Source organism: Streptomyces sp. NPDC031121 (assembly GCF_055570615.1).
In genome coordinates this window covers 24,740-41,982 of record NZ_JBVIGV010000013.1, presented here as the reverse complement: position 1 = coordinate 41,982, position 17,243 = coordinate 24,740, and the positions used below count along the sequence as shown (strand labels likewise).

At 75.3% G+C, this 17,243-nt stretch carries 14 protein-coding genes; 8 read left to right on the top strand and 6 right to left on the bottom strand.

What is annotated here, in order from left to right; translation table 11 throughout:
- Nucleotides 1–24: 24 nt before the first annotated feature.
- The 3 genes from ACZ462_RS24000 (at nucleotide 25) to ACZ462_RS23990 (ending at nucleotide 3,706) form a co-directional block, all read left to right on the top strand.
- On the top strand, nucleotides 25–1,341 hold the full coding sequence (locus ACZ462_RS24000) for a globin domain-containing protein (RefSeq protein WP_467804028.1): 1,317 nt from the start codon (nucleotides 25–27) through the stop codon (nucleotides 1,339–1,341).
- Between the two features lie 145 nt (nucleotides 1,342–1,486).
- A complete protein-coding gene (ctaD, locus tag ACZ462_RS23995; RefSeq protein ID WP_467804026.1) occupies nucleotides 1,487–3,208 on the top strand; it encodes an aa3-type cytochrome oxidase subunit I in 1,722 nt (573 codons plus the stop codon).
- 63 nt (nucleotides 3,209–3,271) lie between these two features.
- Nucleotides 3,272–3,706 (top strand): hypothetical protein, encoded by a 435-nt coding sequence (locus tag ACZ462_RS23990; protein ID WP_467804025.1) that lies wholly within the window; start codon nucleotides 3,272–3,274, stop codon nucleotides 3,704–3,706.
- A gap of 229 nt (nucleotides 3,707–3,935) precedes the next feature.
- On the opposite strand, the gene ACZ462_RS23985 is transcribed toward ACZ462_RS23990, so the two are convergent.
- Complete coding sequence (locus tag ACZ462_RS23985; protein ID WP_467804023.1) at nucleotides 3,936–4,523, bottom strand: zinc ribbon domain-containing protein; 588 nt, start codon at nucleotides 4,521–4,523, stop codon at nucleotides 3,936–3,938.
- A 448-nt stretch (nucleotides 4,524–4,971) separates the two neighbouring features.
- On the opposite strand from ACZ462_RS23985, the gene ACZ462_RS23980 reads away from it, so the two are divergent.
- Entirely contained in the window at nucleotides 4,972–7,356 is a 2,385-nt protein-coding gene (locus ACZ462_RS23980) for a phosphoketolase family protein (RefSeq protein ID WP_467804022.1), read from the top strand.
- Between the two features lie 250 nt (nucleotides 7,357–7,606).
- On the opposite strand, the gene ACZ462_RS23975 is transcribed toward ACZ462_RS23980, so the two are convergent.
- On the bottom strand, nucleotides 7,607–7,933 hold the full coding sequence (locus ACZ462_RS23975) for an STAS domain-containing protein (RefSeq protein ID WP_467804021.1): 327 nt from the start codon (nucleotides 7,931–7,933) through the stop codon (nucleotides 7,607–7,609).
- Nucleotides 7,934–8,161: 228 nt separating this feature from the next.
- Nucleotides 8,162–9,034, bottom strand: coding sequence for a universal stress protein (locus ACZ462_RS23970; RefSeq protein WP_467804020.1), 873 nt, complete (start codon nucleotides 9,032–9,034; stop codon nucleotides 8,162–8,164).
- A gap of 866 nt (nucleotides 9,035–9,900) precedes the next feature.
- On the opposite strand from ACZ462_RS23970, the gene ACZ462_RS23965 reads away from it, so the two are divergent.
- Nucleotides 9,901–10,314, top strand: a complete 414-nt coding sequence (locus tag ACZ462_RS23965) for an SsgA family sporulation/cell division regulator (protein WP_467804019.1) — start codon at nucleotides 9,901–9,903, stop codon at nucleotides 10,312–10,314.
- A 16-nt stretch (nucleotides 10,315–10,330) separates the two neighbouring features.
- On the opposite strand, the gene ACZ462_RS23960 is transcribed toward ACZ462_RS23965, so the two are convergent.
- On the bottom strand, nucleotides 10,331–11,482 hold the full coding sequence (locus ACZ462_RS23960) for a serine hydrolase domain-containing protein (protein ID WP_467804181.1): 1,152 nt from the start codon (nucleotides 11,480–11,482) through the stop codon (nucleotides 10,331–10,333).
- Nucleotides 11,483–11,811: 329 nt separating this feature from the next.
- Here ACZ462_RS23960 and ACZ462_RS23955 point away from each other — a divergent pair, with 329 nt between their 5' ends.
- Nucleotides 11,812–13,065, top strand: coding sequence for an NAD(P)/FAD-dependent oxidoreductase (locus ACZ462_RS23955; protein WP_467804018.1), 1,254 nt, complete (start codon nucleotides 11,812–11,814; stop codon nucleotides 13,063–13,065).
- A 26-nt stretch (nucleotides 13,066–13,091) separates the two neighbouring features.
- On the opposite strand, the gene ACZ462_RS23950 is transcribed toward ACZ462_RS23955, so the two are convergent.
- On the bottom strand, nucleotides 13,092–14,582 hold the full coding sequence (locus tag ACZ462_RS23950) for a cryptochrome/photolyase family protein (RefSeq protein ID WP_467804017.1): 1,491 nt from the start codon (nucleotides 14,580–14,582) through the stop codon (nucleotides 13,092–13,094).
- A 249-nt stretch (nucleotides 14,583–14,831) separates the two neighbouring features.
- Between ACZ462_RS23950 and ACZ462_RS23945 the strand changes: the two genes are divergently transcribed.
- Nucleotides 14,832–15,347, top strand: coding sequence for a GNAT family N-acetyltransferase (locus ACZ462_RS23945; protein ID WP_467804016.1), 516 nt, complete (start codon nucleotides 14,832–14,834; stop codon nucleotides 15,345–15,347).
- 455 nt (nucleotides 15,348–15,802) lie between these two features.
- On the top strand, nucleotides 15,803–16,699 hold the full coding sequence (locus tag ACZ462_RS23940; protein ID WP_467804015.1) for a DUF4436 family protein: 897 nt from the start codon (nucleotides 15,803–15,805) through the stop codon (nucleotides 16,697–16,699).
- A 66-nt stretch (nucleotides 16,700–16,765) separates the two neighbouring features.
- Here ACZ462_RS23940 and ACZ462_RS23935 read toward each other — a convergent pair whose 3' ends face one another.
- Nucleotides 16,766–17,122, bottom strand: coding sequence for a hypothetical protein (locus tag ACZ462_RS23935; protein ID WP_467804014.1), 357 nt, complete (start codon nucleotides 17,120–17,122; stop codon nucleotides 16,766–16,768).
- Nucleotides 17,123–17,243: the final 121 nt, after the last annotated feature.

The following is a 17,243-nucleotide window of genomic DNA, read 5'->3' as shown; positions in this document are numbered from 1 at the left end:
GCACGAGCGGAAGAAGCACACCACGTGAACCAGTACGACACCTACCACGCGCTCCTGGCGCGGCAGGACGCGATGCGGCTGCGCCGGCAGATCACGGCCCCGGGCCGGGAGCCGGCCCGGCAGCCGGCCGCCGACGCTCCGCACGCCGACACCTACGACGGCGCGGCGGACCAGCGGCTGATCACCGCTCACCTGCCGTTCGCGGGGCCCTCGCCGGAGCTCATCGACCGCCTCTACGACGCCATGTTCGAGCACCACCCCTACCTCCGCGGCCTGTTCCCCGAGTCGATGGCGTTCCAGCGGGCCCATCTGGAGCAGGCGCTGCGCCACCTCATCGACCACCTGCACCGGCCGGAGGAGCTCCGGGCCTTCTGCACCCGGCTGGGCCGCGACCACCGCAAGCTGGGCGTGCGCCCGGTGCACTACGAGGTCTTCGAGGCATCCCTCGCCGAGGCCCTGCGCGGGTGCGCGGGCACGGCCTGGAGCCGGGAGCTGGAGCAGGCATGGCTGCGGATGCTGCGGCTCGCGGTCGCGGCCATGGTGGCCGGGGCCGAGGAGGCGCTGGCCGAACCGCCGTACTGGAACGCGGTGGTGACCGGGCACCGGCTGTGCGGCCCCGGCCTCGCCGTGGTCCACGCGCGGACCGCCGAGCCGTACCCCTACCGGGCCGGCCAGTACGCCCACCTCCAGACGCCGCTCCTGCCGCACGCCTGGCGGCCCAGCTCCTTCGCCTGCGCCCCCCGCCCGGACGGCGAGCTGGAGTTCCACATCCGCGGCGGCGCCGACGACGTGTTCGAGGCGCTCGTCGCGCAGACCGGCGTCGGCGATCCGCTGCGGATCGGGCCCGCCCAGGGCGCCATGACCGCCGACGGGGCCCCCGATCGGGACGTCCTGGTCATCGCGGAGGGGACGGGCTGGGCCGCCGCCAAGGCACTCCTGGAAGAGCTGGAGCGCGGGCCGCTGCCGCGCCGCGCCCGCCTGTTCCTCGGCGCCGGGGCGCCCGGCGGCCTGTACGACAGGCCCGCCCTGGCGGCGCTGGAGGCCCGCTGCCCGTGGCTGCGCGTGGTCCCGGTCCTCGGCCGGGACACCGCCGGCGATGCGGCCCTCGCGGAGGCGGTCGTCCGCAGCGGCGACTGGTCCCCGCACCTCGCCTACGTCAGCGGCCCGCCCGCCATGGTGTCCGCCACGGTGCGGCAGCTGTCCGCCCTCGGCGTGCCCGCCGACCGGATCCGCCACGACCCGGTCACCGGCGCGGACGCCTCCCGGCCCCACCGGTATCCGCACGGCCGGCCCGCGCCGGAACCTGCCGTACGGCACGCGGAGAGGGCTGGAAGGCCCTGATCGCGCGGGGAGGGAGGGACTGTTCGGCCCTGCCGGTCACCCTCCCGCCGTGCCGATCATGGGGCGGCGCCGGAGATGCGGATTCCCCTTTTGTGCGGCATCTCCTGGTTCGCCATGGCAACAGATACAGGGAGGGCAGCGTCCGGTGGACGTGACAGGGACGAATCACACGGCGAGCGCGAAGCCGCGTACGGAGCCGGCGGAGCCGCCGGCCGGGCCGGATACGGGGCCGCAGAGCGGGCCCGGCGGCGGAACGATACGCCGAGCGACCTGGGTCGACTGGCTGACGACCACCGACCACAAGCGGATCGGCACCATGTACCTCGTCAGCGCCTTCGCGTTCTTCATCATCGGCGGTGTCATGGCCCTGATGATGCGGGCGGAGCTGGCCCGGCCGGGTACGCAGATCATGTCGAACGAGCAGTTCAACCAGGCGTTCACCATGCACGGCTCGATCATGCTGCTGATGTTCGCGATGCCGCTGTTCACCGGCTTCGCCAACTGGATCATGCCGCTCCAGATCGGCGCGCCCGACGTGGCGTTCCCCCGGCTGAACATGCTCTCCTTCTGGCTCTTCCTCTTCGGTTCGCTCATCGCCGCCTTCGGCTTCCTCACCCCGGGCGGCGCCGCCGACTTCGGCTGGTTCCTCTACGCGCCGCTCTCGGACTCGGTGCACTCGCCGGGCCTCGGCGCCGACATGTGGATCATGGGCGTGGCGCTGTCCGGCTTCGGCTCCATCGCCGGCGCCGTCAACTTCATCACCACGATCCTGTGCATGCGCGCCCCGGGCATGACCATGTTCCGGATGCCGATCTTCACCTGGAACGTGCTGCTCACGGCGCTCCTGGTGCTGATGGTGTTCCCGGTGCTCGCCGCGGCCCTGTTCGCCCTCGAATGCGACCGCAAGTTCGGCAGCCACGTCTTCGACGCCGCCAACGGCGGGGCCCTGCTGTGGCAGCACCTGTTCTGGTTCTTCGGCCACCCCGAGGTCTACATCCTGGCCCTGCCGTTCTTCGGCATCGTCAGCGAGGTCATCCCCGTCTTCTCGCGGAAGCCGATGTTCGGCTACATCGGCCTGATCGCCGCGACGATCGCGATCGCCGGACTGTCCGTGACCGTGTGGGCGCACCACATGTACGTCACCGGCGGGGTGCTCCTGCCGTTCTTCTCCTTCATGACCTTCCTGATCGCGGTGCCCACCGGGGTCAAGTTCTTCAACTGGATCGGCACGATGTGGAAGGGCTCCCTGTCCTTCGAGACGCCGATGCTGTGGACGGTCGGCTTCCTGGTCACCTTCGTCTTCGGCGGGCTGACCGGCGTCATCCTCGCCTCGCCCCCGATGGACTTCCACCTCTCCGACTCGTACTTCGTCGTCGCGCACTTCCACTACACCGTCTTCGGCACCGTCGTGTACGCCATGTTCGCCGGCTTCCACTTCTGGTGGCCCAAGTTCACGGGCAGGATGCTCGACGAACGCCTCGGCAAGGTCACCTTCTGGACGCTCACCGCCGGCTTCCACCTGACCTTCCTGGTCCAGCACTGGCTGGGAGCCGAGGGCATGCCGCGCCGCTACGCCGACTACCTCGCCGCCGACGGCTTCACCACGCTCAACACCCTCTCCACCGCAGGATCGTTCCTGCTGGGGCTGTCGCTCCTGCCGTTCTTCTACAACGTGTGGAAGACCGCCAAGTACGGCAAGAAGATCGAAACCGACGACCCGTGGGGCTACGGCCGCTCCCTCGAATGGGCCACCTCCTGCCCGCCGCCGCGGCACAACTTCACCTCCCTGCCGCGCATCCGCTCCGAGTCACCGGCGTTCGACCTCCACCACCCGGAGATCGCCGCCCTCGAAGCAACCCGCCACTGACCCGGCTCCGGCCCGGCCGCACGCGGCAGCCGGGCCGGCCCACGTACCCAGGGAGAGGTGCCCATGTCCCATCCGATCCCGGCACTCGCCGTCGCGGTCCTCTGCGCGGCGGGCTGCGCCTGGTACGTCCCCGCTTTCGCGGACGTACGCGCCGGCGCCGACCGCCCCGCATCCCGCCGGGCGGCGGCCCTGGCCTGCCTGACCGGCTGGGGGACCGCGGCGCTCGCCGTCCCCCTGCTCCTCACCCCCGCACCCTGGGCGCTCCTCGCCGCCCTGGCGGGCACGGGAGCCGGCGCCTCGGCCGCGCTGCTCCTCCACGGCCGGCGCCGGCACGGCGCCGAGCAGCGGGAGGAGGCCCGCCGCTGGGCCGACCTGGGCTGCGTAGACGCCTCCGCCCCGCCCCGCCGGCCCGGCCGCGTCCGCGTCGCCTGGACCCTGGCCGCAGCCACCGCCGCCCCGACCGCGACGGCCGCCCTGCTCCTGGCCGGCGGCCGCTGAAAGGCCCCGGGCATCGCGGCCCGCAGCCACGCCCACGCCGCCCAGGCGGACCTGGCACTCGCCGCGGTACCAGCCGACACCCTCCGCATCATGCGGATCGGGGGCCTCTACCGGGTCTTCACCCTCCACCCCGACACCACGACCGCCACCACCAACACCCCCTGAGCCGCACCACCCGCCGAGCGGCTGCCTCCCCGCGGGCTCTCAGGGCGTCCCCCGCCCGCGCCCGCTACAGCCGGTCCCAGCCGGGGGGAGGCCCGGTCGGCATGGTGAAGAGCCCGTACGCCACCCAGGCCAGGAACGCGACGACGAGGGCGATGAAGAGGCAGGCCAGGAACAGGACGGCTTTGGGGGTTCCCTTGGCCCTGACCACGGCGCCGGTGGTGTGGTTCTCCACCCGGTCGGCGCGGAACGTGCCCGAGCGCATGCGGCCGTGGGCCCGTACCCGGTCGCCCTCGTTCAGGGCGCCCGCGAAGGACCGTCCGCGCATCTCCACCGGTACGAGGAGCTCCCGGCGCCCCCATGCGTCGCAGCGCTCGATCCGGAAGGTCCAGACGGACTCGTAGTCGTGCTGCCTCCGCTGTTCGGTGCGGATGCGGAGGCCGCGGACGTGCCCTTCCGGAGCGGCCCCGGGTCGGCCGAGGGGCTCTTGCGGGTGGCCCGCGGCGTTCCACGTCCCGTCGGCCGGCGAAGGAGGCTGCGCGGGAGCACTGCCGTCGAGGGGGCCGCCGCAGTGAGGGCAGAAGCGGGACGACACCGGCGCCGTGGCCCCGCACCGCCCGCACCGTGCCGCGGACTCGGCCCTGTACTCGCCCATGACTGCCGCCCGTGGGTGCGCCCCGAGACGTATGCCGGTTCACTCCCCAGTCTAGGAAGGCGCCGGGGAGGCCGCGCGCCGGTCTGCGGCCCGTCGGCATGCGCCCTCAGCCCCTCACACCACCCGTCGGCGACGGGGCGCTCCGGCGACTGCCCGAAGGGGGCGCGTGAACCGGCGGGCGGTACTCCGGCGCCGCAGCGGGCAACCGCGCCACCGTGACCGAAGCTCCGGGGGCGCCGTACCGGGCAGGGCCGGCCCCCGCCGGGCTCCCGCGCGGAGCGGAGACCCGTGGCCCGCGCGGTGGCCCATCCGGCCCCTGTTGCCGGTCCTCCGCCCGTGCCACCGTGCCGTACGGGGTGCCGTCCGGTACGACGGCGCAAGGGCAGCGCGCGCCCCGGACGCCCGGTCCGGTCCGCCGGCACCCGCGAGCCACGACGATGGAGGAAGCATGCGCAGCGACCAGCGTCCGCAGGACGTCCCGCCGGGAGACGACGAGCTGAGCGCGCTCGACGCCCACTGGCGGGCGGCCAACTACCTGTCGGCCGGCCAGATCTACCTGATGGACAACCCCCTGCTGCGGAAACCCCTGGAACCGGCGCACATCAAACCGCGGCTGCTCGGCCACTGGGGCACCTCGCCGGGCCTGAACCTCGTCCACACCCACCTCAACCGGGTGATCCGGAACCGGGACCTCGACGCCCTGTGCATCTGGGGGCCCGGGCACGGCGGCCCCGCCGTGCTCGCCAACGCCTGGCTCGAAGGCAGCTACAGCGAGACCTACCCCAGCGTCGGCCGCGACGAGGAGGGCATGTCCCGGCTCTTCCGCCAGTTCTCCTTCCCCGGCGGCGTCCCCAGCCACGTCGCACCCGAAACCCCCGGCTCCATCCACGAGGGCGGCGAACTCGGCTACGCGCTCTCCCACGCCTACGGCGCCGCGTTCGACAACCCCGACCTCCTGGTCACCTGCGTGATCGGCGACGGCGAGGCGGAGACCGGCCCGCTCGCCGCCTCCTGGCACTCCAACAAGTTCCTCGACCCCGTCCACGACGGAGCGGTCCTGCCGATCCTCCACCTCAACGGCTACAAGATCGCCAACCCGACCGTGCTGGCCCGCCTCCCCGAGCCCGAACTCGACGACCTGCTGCGCGGATACGGCCACGAGCCCCTCCACGTCACCGGCGACGACCCCCTTCCGGTCCACCGTGCCATGGCGGCCGCCATGGACACCGCCGTCGACCGCATCCGCCACATCCAGCAGCAGGCGCGCAGCGGCGCGGCCACCGGCCGCCCCCGGTGGCCCGTCATCGTCCTGCGCACCCCCAAGGGCTGGACCGGCCCCGCCGAGGTCGACGGCCTGCCCGTCGAAGGGACCTGGCGCTCCCACCAGGTCCCCCTGCCGGCCGTACGCGAGGACGCCGACCACCGCGCCCGACTGGAGGCCTGGCTGCGCTCCTACCGCCCCGAGGAGCTCTTCGACGACGACGGCAGGCCGCGCCCCCAGGTGCTCGCCTGCGTCCCCGAGGGCGAGCGCAGGCTCGGCGCCACCCGGCACGCCAACGGCGGCCTGCTCGTACGGGACCTGCCCCTGCCGCCCCTGGAGCGTTTCGCCGTCGCAGTGGACCGCCCGGGCGGCACCCGGCACGAGCCGACCAGGGTGCTGGGAGACCTCCTCCAGGCCGTCATGGCCGCCACCGCCGACCGCCGCGACTTCCGGCTCGTCGGCCCCGACGAGACCGCCTCCAACCGCCTCCAGGCGGTGTACGCGGCCAGCGGCAAGGCCTGGCAGGAACCGGTCCTGCCCGGGGACGAGGACCTCGACCGGCACGGACGCGTCATGGAGATCCTCTCCGAGCACACCTGCCAGGGCTGGCTGGAGGGCTACCTGCTGACGGGCCGCCACGGCCTGTTCTCCTGCTACGAGGCCTTCGTCCACATCGTCGACTCCATGGTCAACCAGCACATCAAATGGCTCCGGACCTCCCGCGCCCTGCACTGGCGGGCCCCCGTCGCCTCCCTCAACTACCTGCTGACGTCGCACGTCTGGCGCCAGGACCACAACGGCTTCTCGCACCAGGACCCCGGCTTCGTCGACCACGTCCTGAACAAGAGCCCCGAGGTGGTCCGCGTCTACCTGCCGCCGGACGCCAACACCCTGCTGGCCGTGGCCGACCACGTCCTGCGCAGCCGCGACCAGGTCAACGTGGTCGTGGCCGGCAAGCAGCCCTGCTTCGACTGGCTCTCCCTCGACGAAGCCCGGGCCCACTGCGCCCGCGGCGCCGGCGTGTGGGAATGGGCGGGCACCGAGGACGGCACGCGCGAACCCGACGTGGTCCTCGCCTGCGCCGGCGACGTCCCCACCCAGGAGGTCCTCGCGGCGGCCGACCTGCTGCGCCGGCACCTGCCCCACGTCGCGACGCGCGTCGTGAACGTCGTCGACATGACCCGGCTCATGCCCCGCGAGGACCACCCGCACGGCATGGCCGACCCCGAGTACGACGCCCTCTTCACGCCCGGCCGGCCGGTCGTCTTCGCCTACCACGGCTACCCGTGGCTCGTGCACCGCCTCGCCTACCGCCGCCACGGCCACCCCGACCTGCACGTACGCGGCTACAAGGAAGTCGGCACCACCACGACGCCCTTCGACATGGTCGTGCGCAACGACCTCGACCGCTACCGCCTCGTCATGGACGTCATCGACCGCGTCCCGGGCCTCGCCGCCCGCGCCACGGGCGTCCGGCAGGCCATGGCCGACGCCCGCACCCGCCACCACGCCTACATCCGCGCCCACGGAACCGACATGCCCGAGGTCGCCGACTGGACCTGGGAGCACTGACCCCCCTAAGCCCGCCGCCCGGCTGCCGGGCGGCGGGCAGGAGTCCTACGACCTCACCTGTCCGGTCGGATGCGCAGCACGGCGTCCACGCCGCCCGCGCGCCCCGTCGTGGAGGCGTACGACGACGTCCTCCCCGTCCACGAGGTGGACGGGGAGGACGTCGGGCGGCAGCCCCTGCCGGGTGAAGACCGGGCGCTGCCGGCGGAAGCGGGCAGCGCAGCCGCAGGCCCCGGCCCCCCGGGCCGGCGGTTCAGGCGAAGGAGCAGGGCACGGCCCGGTCCACACCGAGCGCGCGGATGACGCGCCCGGGAAGCCGCTGCACCCGGCGCAGGCTCAGCCGCCGCCCGCTCGCCACGCAGTGCTCGTGCACCCGCAGCAGGGACTCGGCCCCCGAGCTGTCGCAGAAGGTGACCTCCGCCAGGTCGAGGAGCAGCTCCCGCTCCGCTCTGTCCGCCAGGCAGGACAGCGTCGACTCGACGCGTCCGGCGGTGTGGATGTCCAGTTCCCCGGACACGGCGACCGCCACCGTGTCCGGCCCACCCCCGACCACCGTCAGGCTGATCTCGGCCGCGGCCATGGTGCAACCCCTCTCCCCCCGCGCCGTCCGGGGCCCTTGCGGCCGCGGACACGCCGGCCCATGGAGTCCACCATGCGGCGCACCGGCCCGGCAGGGCCGGCAAGTCCCTCCGGGCGGGCCGAAGGTCCCGTGCCCGGCCGACCGGTGTTCGGCCCCGCCGGCGGACGCCGCGGACCGAGTGGGCGGTACGACCGCCACCGCCCACTCGGTCCCCGGCCCCACCGCCCGTCACGCGGGCGGCACGACCGCCACCGGGCAGACCGCGTGGTGCAGCGCGGCATGGGCGACCGACCCGATACGGCTGCCGAGGGGAACGCGGCGGACCCGGCGGCCCACCACCAGCAGCTGCGCCCGCGAAGCCGCCGACAGCAGAACCTGCCCCGCGCTGCCGATCTCCACGTGCTCGGTCACCGGCACGCCGGGGTACCGCTCGCGCCACGGGGCGAGCGCCTCGGCCAGCGCCTTCTTCTCGAACGGCTCCAGCCCGCCCGCCTCGTCCGCCAGACGCAGCGAGCCGGGGCTGTACGCGAAGACGGGCGGCAGGGTCCAGGCCCGTACGGCCCGCAGGGCCGCACCGCGCGCGGCGGCCGCCTCGAACGCGAACCCCAGTACCGCCTCGCTGTCCTCCGGTCCGCCCTGCTGGCCGACGACGACCTCCCCGCCCTCGGCCGGGCCCGCCTGCGCGTCGCGTTCCCGTACGGACACGACGGGCCCCGCCGCCTCGGCGATCACCTCCTGCCCGTACGAGCCGAGGAGGAACCCGACGAGCGCACCGTGCCCCCGGGAGCCGAGGACCAGCATCTGCGACTTCTCGCTCTCCTCCAGCAGGGCGGCGACCGCGCCGGCCGACCTCACCTCCGCCGTCACGGCAAGGTCCGGGAACCGGTCGGCGACCCGCTTGCGGGCCCCCCGCAGCACGGCCTCGGCGGCGCGGGCCTGGCTCTCCTCGTCCTGTACGACGGGCACGTCCAACGGCTGCCACCGCCAGGCGTGCACGATGCGCAGCGGCACCCCGCGCAGGGCGGCCTCGCGGCCCGCCCAGTCGGCTGCCGCCAGGCTCTCCGCGGATCCGTCCACTCCTACCGCGATGGCGCGGGTCATGAGGTGCCTCCCTACCGATTCGGCGGGGCGGCCCGTCCGGCCGCCCCTTCCCTCCCCAGCATCGGGGAGAGGAACCCTGTCCGCTCAGGGCCGTTCGGCCCTCCGGGGCGGGCCACCCGGGCTGGCCGCACCCCGAGTGGAGGATCGCCGCGAGGGCGTCCCCTCCCGCGGCGCACGCGAACGTCCCTCCGCAGCACCCCTCCCACCCCGTGGGCGCCCCGAGGAGGACGAGCCGCGACCACCGGCCGGCGGCGGGCGGCCGCCCGCGCAGCCACAGCCCCCACGGCCCGACCACCGCATCGCCCCGGCGGCAGCCCCGGGGGACGGGCAGCCCCCGGCAGCACGGACACGACGTCGCTCGCGGGGTGCCCGAACAGGTCGACGCCGTCCCCCACCGCGGGCACCGCCCCCGGCGGCGCGCCCGCGGAGGCGCCGGAGCCGGACTCGATACCGATACGGGTGAGGCGGTCCGCCCGGCCGGGCCCCCGCCTCCCGCGACGGTGACGACCGCGTCGCCGAAGACGGCGACCGCACTCCACGCCGGGTCGAACAGGAGCCCGCAGAGCCATGCGGCGTGGGCGTGGCGGAACTCGCACGGTCGCCGCGCGCCAACGACATGCACGGCATGCCCTGATGGCGCGAGGGCGCCGCGGCCAGCAGCTCGCGCACCTCGCCCGCCGGCATCCCGAACGCGAGGGTTCCGGCACCGGCCGGCAGTGCCACGCCGATACCCGGCCGCACCTCCGGCACCACCCCATTGTGCCCGCCGCGGCGGGCGGGCCGAACGAATCCGGACGGCGCCGTGTGGTTCCCGCACGGCCGGGCATACGCGGGCAGCCGTCGCGTCCCCTTCTGGAGGTTCCCCGATGCCCACCCACTCCGCCCTGGCCGACGTCCACATGGTGGTGGCCGGCGCCGGCCGTGTGCCGTTCCTCGCCCACCTCTACTACGACTCCACCGACCCGTACACGGTGCAGGTGCAGTTCTTCGACCGCGGAACGGCCCTGGCACGCTGGCACTTCGACCGCCAGATGCTCGCCGAGGGCCTCCACCGCCGCGTCGGCGAGGGCGACGTCGTCTTCCGGCCGCAGCGGACCGCGGACCGCGAAGAGGTCCTCATGGAGCTCCGCGACCACACGGTGCCCGGCCTGCGGACGGCGGTGGTCGGCACGGACGCGGCGACGCTCGCCGAGTTCCTGGAGCAGACGTACGCCCTCGTCCCGGCAGGGGCCGAGTCCCTGGACCTCGACGGCCCGCTCCAGGACCTCCTGGCACGGTGAACGCCCGCGGGGGCGCTCAGGGCTCCCCCCGCCCGCCCTTCGCCCCGCCCCCGCCCGCCCCCGCGGCCGAGCAGAGCGCCGCGTCCACGATCCGCTCCATGTGCTGCTGCGCCGCCCGTCCCGGCTGCGTGGTGACGGCGACGCTGACCGAGACGCCGTCCTCGGTGGTGCCGCCCCGCGTCTCGTACCCCGTGATGCTGCCGCCGTGCCCCCAGGAGACGGCGTCGCGGCAGGACAGGGGAGTGGCGACCAGGCCGAGGCCGTAGCGGGCGCCCTCGGCGAACGGGTGGCCGGCGCGGACCGTGGTGCGCATCTGGTCGAGCTGGGCCCGGGGGACGAGGCGGCCGCGCAGCAGCGCGGTGTAGAAGCGGTTGAGGTCGGAGGCCGTGGACACCACCTGCCCCGCCGCCCACGCCCACGACGGGTCCCACTCCGTCGCGTCGGTGAACGGCGCGCCCGGGGACGCCCGGTAGTAGCCCCTGGGGTGCCGCTCGCGGAGGCGCAGCTCGCCGGCGGCCGGGACGTAGGTGTGGCGCAGCCCGGCGCGCCGGATGACCCGCCGCTCGATCTCCGCGGCGAGGGAACGGCCGGTGACCTCCTCCACCAGCAGGCCCGCGACCACGTAGTTGGTGTTGCTGTACCTCCAGTCCGCGCCCGGCTCGAAGTCGGCCTTCCGCCCGAGGGCGAGCGAAAGGAGCTCCCGCGGCTCGTAGGCGCGGATCTCCTCACTCAGGCGGCCGGTGTAGTCCGGCAGCCCGCTGGTGTGCTGGAGGAGCCGGCGGACGGTGATGCGGCGGCCGTCGATGCCGTCGCCGCGCACCAGCCCCGGCAGGTAGGTGTCGACACTGCCGTCGAGGTCCACCCGGCCCTCGGCGACCAGCTGCATCACGACCACCGCAGTGAACGCCTTGCTGTTGCTGCCGATGCGGATTTGGCCGTCGCGGGGCACCGGGGCGCCGGTGGACAGGTCGCCGACGCCCGCGGTGTACGCACGGCCGCGCCCCCGGGCGTCCGTGAAGGAGGCCAGCGCCGCGGGCACCCCGTCGGAGCCCACCAGCTCGTCCAGCCCCTGCTGCACGCCCCCGGCCCGGGGATCCGGAGGCGCCGCCGCGGACCGCGGAACCGCCGCCCCCGCCGTGAGCACGCCCACGGCGACGGCGGTGAGCACGGCCCGCCCGCCCCCGAACCGCCCCCGCCCGTGCCCCCGGTACGGGCCGCCCTTCCCCTCCGCCTGCTTCCCCACGCGCCGACTCCCCTTCCGTACGGGCACCCAGCCCCCTGGACCGTGCCGCCGGGGGACGCCCCCGGACCCCTCCCAGCCTTCCGGCGGAGCCGGCCCGCGGCGACCCTGCCAACCACCGGCTCCCGGTGGGGCTGCCCCCCCGACGGCCGCCCGGCCGGCACCGGGCGGTGCCGGCGCATCCAGAGCGGGCCGACGGACGGAATCCACGGTGAGCGGCCGGTACGGGCCGCACCGGCAGCGAAGGGAGGCGGCCCGTGGCGGTATCCCCGGACACGGCGGACGTACTGGTGGTGGGGGCCGGCCTCGCCGGGCTGGCGTGCGCCCGGGACCTGCTCGCGGCCGGTGTCGGCGTACGGGTGCTGGAGGCGGGTGACGCCGTCGGCGGCCGGATGCGTTCGGACCGGGTCGACGGCTTCACGGTGGACCGCGGCTTCCAGGTGTTCAACACCTCCTACCCGCAGGTCCGCCGCCGTCTCCGGCTGAAGGAGCTCGGACTGCGTCCGTTCACCCCCGGAGTCCTCGTCCACGGCCCCTCCGGGCGGCTTCTCGTCGGCGACCCCACCCGCCGCCCGCGCACACTGCCCGGCCTGCTCGCGGGCCGCCTCGCCGGCCCCCGCGACCTGGCCGCCCTCGGCCTGCTGTGCGCCCGCGACATGCTGCTGCCCCCGAACCGCATCAGACGCCTCCCGGACACCACCACCCGCACTGCGCTCGCCGACGCCGGAATCTCCGACGCCCTCGTCGAGGGCTTCTTCCGCCCCTTCCTGTCGGGGGTCTTCCTGGAGGACCGCCTGGAGACCTCGGCCAGGGTGTTCCACCTGGTCTGGCGGAGCATGCTGCGCGGCAGCCTCTGCCTGCCCGACCGGGGCATCGGGGCGGTGCCGCAGGCCCTCGCGGCAGCCCTGCCCCCGGGTGTGGTGCGGCTGGAGAGCCCCGTGGCGGAGCTCACCGGCGACGGCGCGCTCACCGCCGCGGGCCGGGAGGTCCCCGCCCGCGCCGTCGTCGTCGCCACCGGCCCCGGGACCGTGCGGTCACTGCTCCCCGAAGCCGCCCTGCCCGCCTACCGGGTCGTGACCACCTACTACCACGTCGCCCACCGCAGCCCCCTCGGCGAGCCGACGCTCCTCCTCGACAGCCGCCGCCGCTTCCTCAACACCTGCGTCCCCAGCGCCGTCGCGCCCCGGTACGCCCCGGCCGGCCACGCCCTCGTCGCCACCTCCGTCCTCGGCCGGGACGCGGACGGCCGCGAGCGCGGGATCCGGACGGCTCTCGCCGAGGCGTACGGCACCGCCACCGGCGGCTGGGACCTGCTGGCCGCCCGAACCGTCGAGGACGCCCTGCCCGCCATGGCACCGCCGCAACCGCTCACCCGCACCACGCGGGTGGCGCCTGGCCGGTACCTCTGCGGGGACCACCGCGCCACCGGCTCCGTCCAGGGTGCGCTGGCCTCGGGTGCGCGGGCCGCCCGCGAGGTGCTGCACGACCTGCGGCGCCGAAGCCCGCACTGAACACACCGCCGGCCGCCGGCCGGACGTCACGGCGGATCGCCGCCCCGCCGCCCCTCCCGGCGCAGCAGCTCCTCCAGGTCCGGCAGCCGGTCCAGGCCGCGGACCGGCTGCGCCATGCGCGGATTGCGCTCCAGACGGGCCCGGTGCCGGTGCAGGAAGGCCCAGTAGCCCGCGGTGTACGGACAGGCCCGCTCGCCGACCCGGTAGCCGGGCCGGTAGGCGCACCCGCCGCACAGATCGCTCATCCGGTTCACGTACGCCCCGCCGGACGTGTAGGGCTTGGTCGTCATGCGCCCGCCGTCGGCGTACTGAGACATCCCGACGACATTGGGCACCATCACCCAGTCGTACCCGTCGACGAAGCAGCGGTGGAACCAGTCCGTGACCGCCTGCGGATCCCAGCCCCGCTGCAGCGCGTAGCCGCCCAGCAGCATCAGCCGGGGAATGTGGTGCGTCCAACCGGTGTCCCGCACCTGGGCGAGCGCCGTGGCCAGGCAGCGGGCCCGCACCGCGTCCGCGTCCAGCTCCAGGAACCACCGGGGGAGCGGCTCGCGATGCCGCAGGGCGTTGCTGCGGCGGTACTCCTCCCCGAAGTACCAGTACAGCTGCCACACGTACTCCCGCCATCCGGCGACCTGGCGGACGAACCCCTCCACACTGGCCACCGGAACCCGCCCCTCCCGCCAGGCGCCCTCGGCCCGCTCCACGCACTCCGCCGGGTCCAGCAGGCCGAGGTTGAGCGACGACGACAGCAGGCTGTGGCTCATCACCGGATCCCCGGCCAGCATCGCGTCCTCATGGGGCCCGAACCCGGCGAGCCGGTGCTCCACGAAGCGCCGCAGCGCAGCCAGCGCCTCCCGCCGCGACGCGGGGAACCGGCGCGGGCCGTCCCGGCCGACGAAGGCGGCGGAGCCCTCGCGCTCCCAGCGGTCGAGGTCGTGGCGCACCTCTTCGTCGATGTCGTCCTCCCGCGGCCGGTACGGCGGCGGGGCGCCCAGGGTGCGCGCGCCCTTCGGCGGGGGCTCGCGGTTGTCACGGTCGTGGTTCCACCGGCCGCCGGCCGGGCGGTCGCCGTCCATCAGCAGGTCGTGCGAGCGCCGCACCCAGCGGTAGAAGTCCTCCTGCCGCAGCCGCTGCCCGCCGTGCCCCTCGGCCCAGGCCCGGAAGTCCTCGTGCGCGACGAGGAAGCCGCGCGCCGGCAGCACGGTCGCCGAGGGCAGCGACCGCACCAGCCGCAGCGCCGCGTACGACGTCGGGTGGTGCACCGTCACCGGACCGTCCCCGACCGCCGTGCGCAGGCCCTCCCGGTAGGTCTCGGCGCGCACGTACCGCACCCGGTCGCCGAGCTCGGCGGCCCGGTGCCGCATCGCGGACAGCACCAGGTGCGCCTTGGCCCGGTGGAAGCGGCGGCGCCGGAAGACCGAGCGGGCCTCGACCACCACCACCGGCACGTCGGCCCCGGCGGGCAGGAAGTGCGGCCCGAGCTGGTCGCCGAACAGCCAGTGGGGGACCGTCATGACAGCACTCCTCGCCTCCGGGGCCCCGGCGTCCGGGCCTGTACGGCGTCCTTCACCGCCGCGGTCCGCCCCGGATGCGGCGACACCGGCGCGATGGCCGACTCTGCCACGGGCCGGGCGCCGGCAGGCGGAGGAGCGAGGGCATGTCCGGCACTCCGTACGAGCCGGCCGACCGCCGCGGACCACCCCCGCGGACCCGCGCCGCCCGCACCCCGGCATACTCGTCGGACGTTCCGATTAGGAGGCCGCGTGAGCACCCTCGAACCCGAGGCCGTCCACACCGGCCGGCTGACCCTGCTGCCCCTGCGGACCGAGCACGCCGAGGAGATGGCCGCGGTCCTGGCCGACCCCGCCCTGCACGCCTTCACCGGCGGCGCCCCCGAAGACGCCGGCGCCCTGCGCGCCCGCTACGCACGCTGGGCGTCCGGCTCGCCCGACCCCGCCGTGACGTGGTGCAACTGGGCGGTCCGGCTCGACGACGAGGCCGCGCTGACCGGCACCGTCCAGGCCACCGTGACGCACGACGGGCGAGGAGCGGCCGCGGAGATCGCCTGGGTGGTGGGCACCCCCTGGCAGCGGCGCGGCATCGCCACCGAAGCGGCCCGGGGACTCGTCGCCTGGCTGCACCGGAACGGGGTGCACACGGTCGTCGCCCACATCCACCCCGACCACACGGCATCCGCAGCGGTCGCCGCCGCGGCCGGACTCGCCCCCACGGACCAGTGGCACGACGGAGAGGCCAGGTGGCACCTCACCCTCGGCTGACCGCGCCGCGCGCCTGCCCCGGCCCGGGCCGGAGCCGGAGCACGCGCGACTGCCGGAGCGTCAGACCAGGCTCGGCTGCCGGCGTCCCGGCGACGGCTGCTGAGCCGAGCCGGTAGGAGCCCCGGCCGCGGTCGCCACCCGCAGAAACGTCGACCGGCGCATCCCCGGCCCGCGCACCACCGTCACACCTGCACACCCCGGCTGCCCGCACCCCCCCGCTGCCTCACGCCGCTGTCCCCGCGCCCGGGCGGAACGCCCGCCCGGTCGACGCCCCGCGGTGGCGCGTTCGGGTGCACCCCGAGCCGCCGCGGCCCGTGGCGGCCGCCCCGTCCGCCACGATGGAGGACGCGCCGCGGCGCACGGCCGGCCGCTCGCACCCGCCCGAGCACGCCACACAGCGCGAGTCCGCCCGTCCCTCCGGGCGCCCGCGCCCCTCCCACCCCGTCGGAGTCCCCATGGCAGCACCGCCGGCCCCGCCCCGCCCGCGCCGCTCCGGAGCGTCGCTCCTGCCCGTCCTCCTCCCCATCGCGGTCCTGATCGTCGCGGCGGTGGGCGTCGGCTCGTGGCTGCAGTTCAGCGAGCGGCAGGCGGGCGACACGGTGTACACCGCCGGGTCCCGGGCCGCCGACCGGGTGGACGTGGAGGCCGTCGTCCAGCGCGTGGACGCCGTCGCCAGGGAGCTGGTGCTGCGGGTCTGGGTGACTCCGCGCGGGGCCTTCGGCGAGGCGGAGGGGACCGCTCCCGTGGCCGCCCTCGACCTCCAGACCTCCGGGGCGACCCTCGGCGACCTGGAGTTCGCGGCACACGAGCGGATCGCCAGCAAGGACATGCAGGTCGCGCTGACGGGCGGCTCGGTCGGCGACTACCCGTTCGACAGCTACCGGACGAGCATCGCCTTCCGCGCGGAGCTGGGCGGCCGGCAGGTGCCGGTGCGCCTGCTGGTCGCCGACAACGACACGCTCTTCGCGATGACGGCCCGCCCGGCGCTCTCCGGACAGGAGGTGCAGCAGGGGGCCGTGATGGCCCTGAGGCTGTCCCGCTCGGGCAGCCTGCTGGTCTTCGCGGTCTTCATGATGGCCGTGATGTGGGCCCTGGCGGCGTCCGTGCTCCTCGGCGCCTGGTACCTGACGACCCGCGGCACGGGCCTGGTCTGGCCGGCCCTCGCCTGGATGGCGGCCACCCTGTTCGCGCTGGCCGCGTTCCGCAACACCGCCCCCGGCACCCCGCCGATCGGCTGCGTGCTGGACTGGTTCGCCTTCCTGTGGGCGGAGACCGTCATCGCCCTCTGCCTGGTCACCGTGGTCGTCACCGGCGTCCGTACCGCCCTCCGAGAGGACGGCCCGCCCGCGTAGCCCGCAGGGGCCGCTCCGGTCGTCCCGGAGCGGCCCCTGCGGCCGTGGTCCCGGCCGATTCGTCCGTCAGCAGTGCGGCACGGACGTCTGGGCGGCGACCAGCGACGAGTGCACGTACCCGGTGCCGACCGGGCTGGAGACGCGGAACCAGCGGTTGGAGGCGTAGTTGGAGCTCGGCGGGTACACCCACTGGCTGTCCAGCCAGCACTGCATGCCCACCCCGGTGCCGTTGCCGAGGTAGCCGTACGAGCTGCAGCCGGTGTTGGCGCAGGAGCGGACGTTCGCCCCGCCGCTGTTGGACCAGATGTAGCTGCCCGCGGCCTCGGCCGCGCCGGCGCCGCCGAGCACGCCGGTCAGGGCCAGGCCCGCGGCGGCCGCCGCGAGTGCCGCCCGGGTCCGCAGGCTGTCGGTGAAGCGTCGCATGGTGGTGCTCCTTCGCGTCGTGGAGGTCGGAACCGCCGCCCGGGCCTTGTCCGGTGGCCCGGCGGCGCACCACCAGCAAGCCCGGCCGGACCCGCCCGGCGGAAGGGTTCCGCCGCAGGCC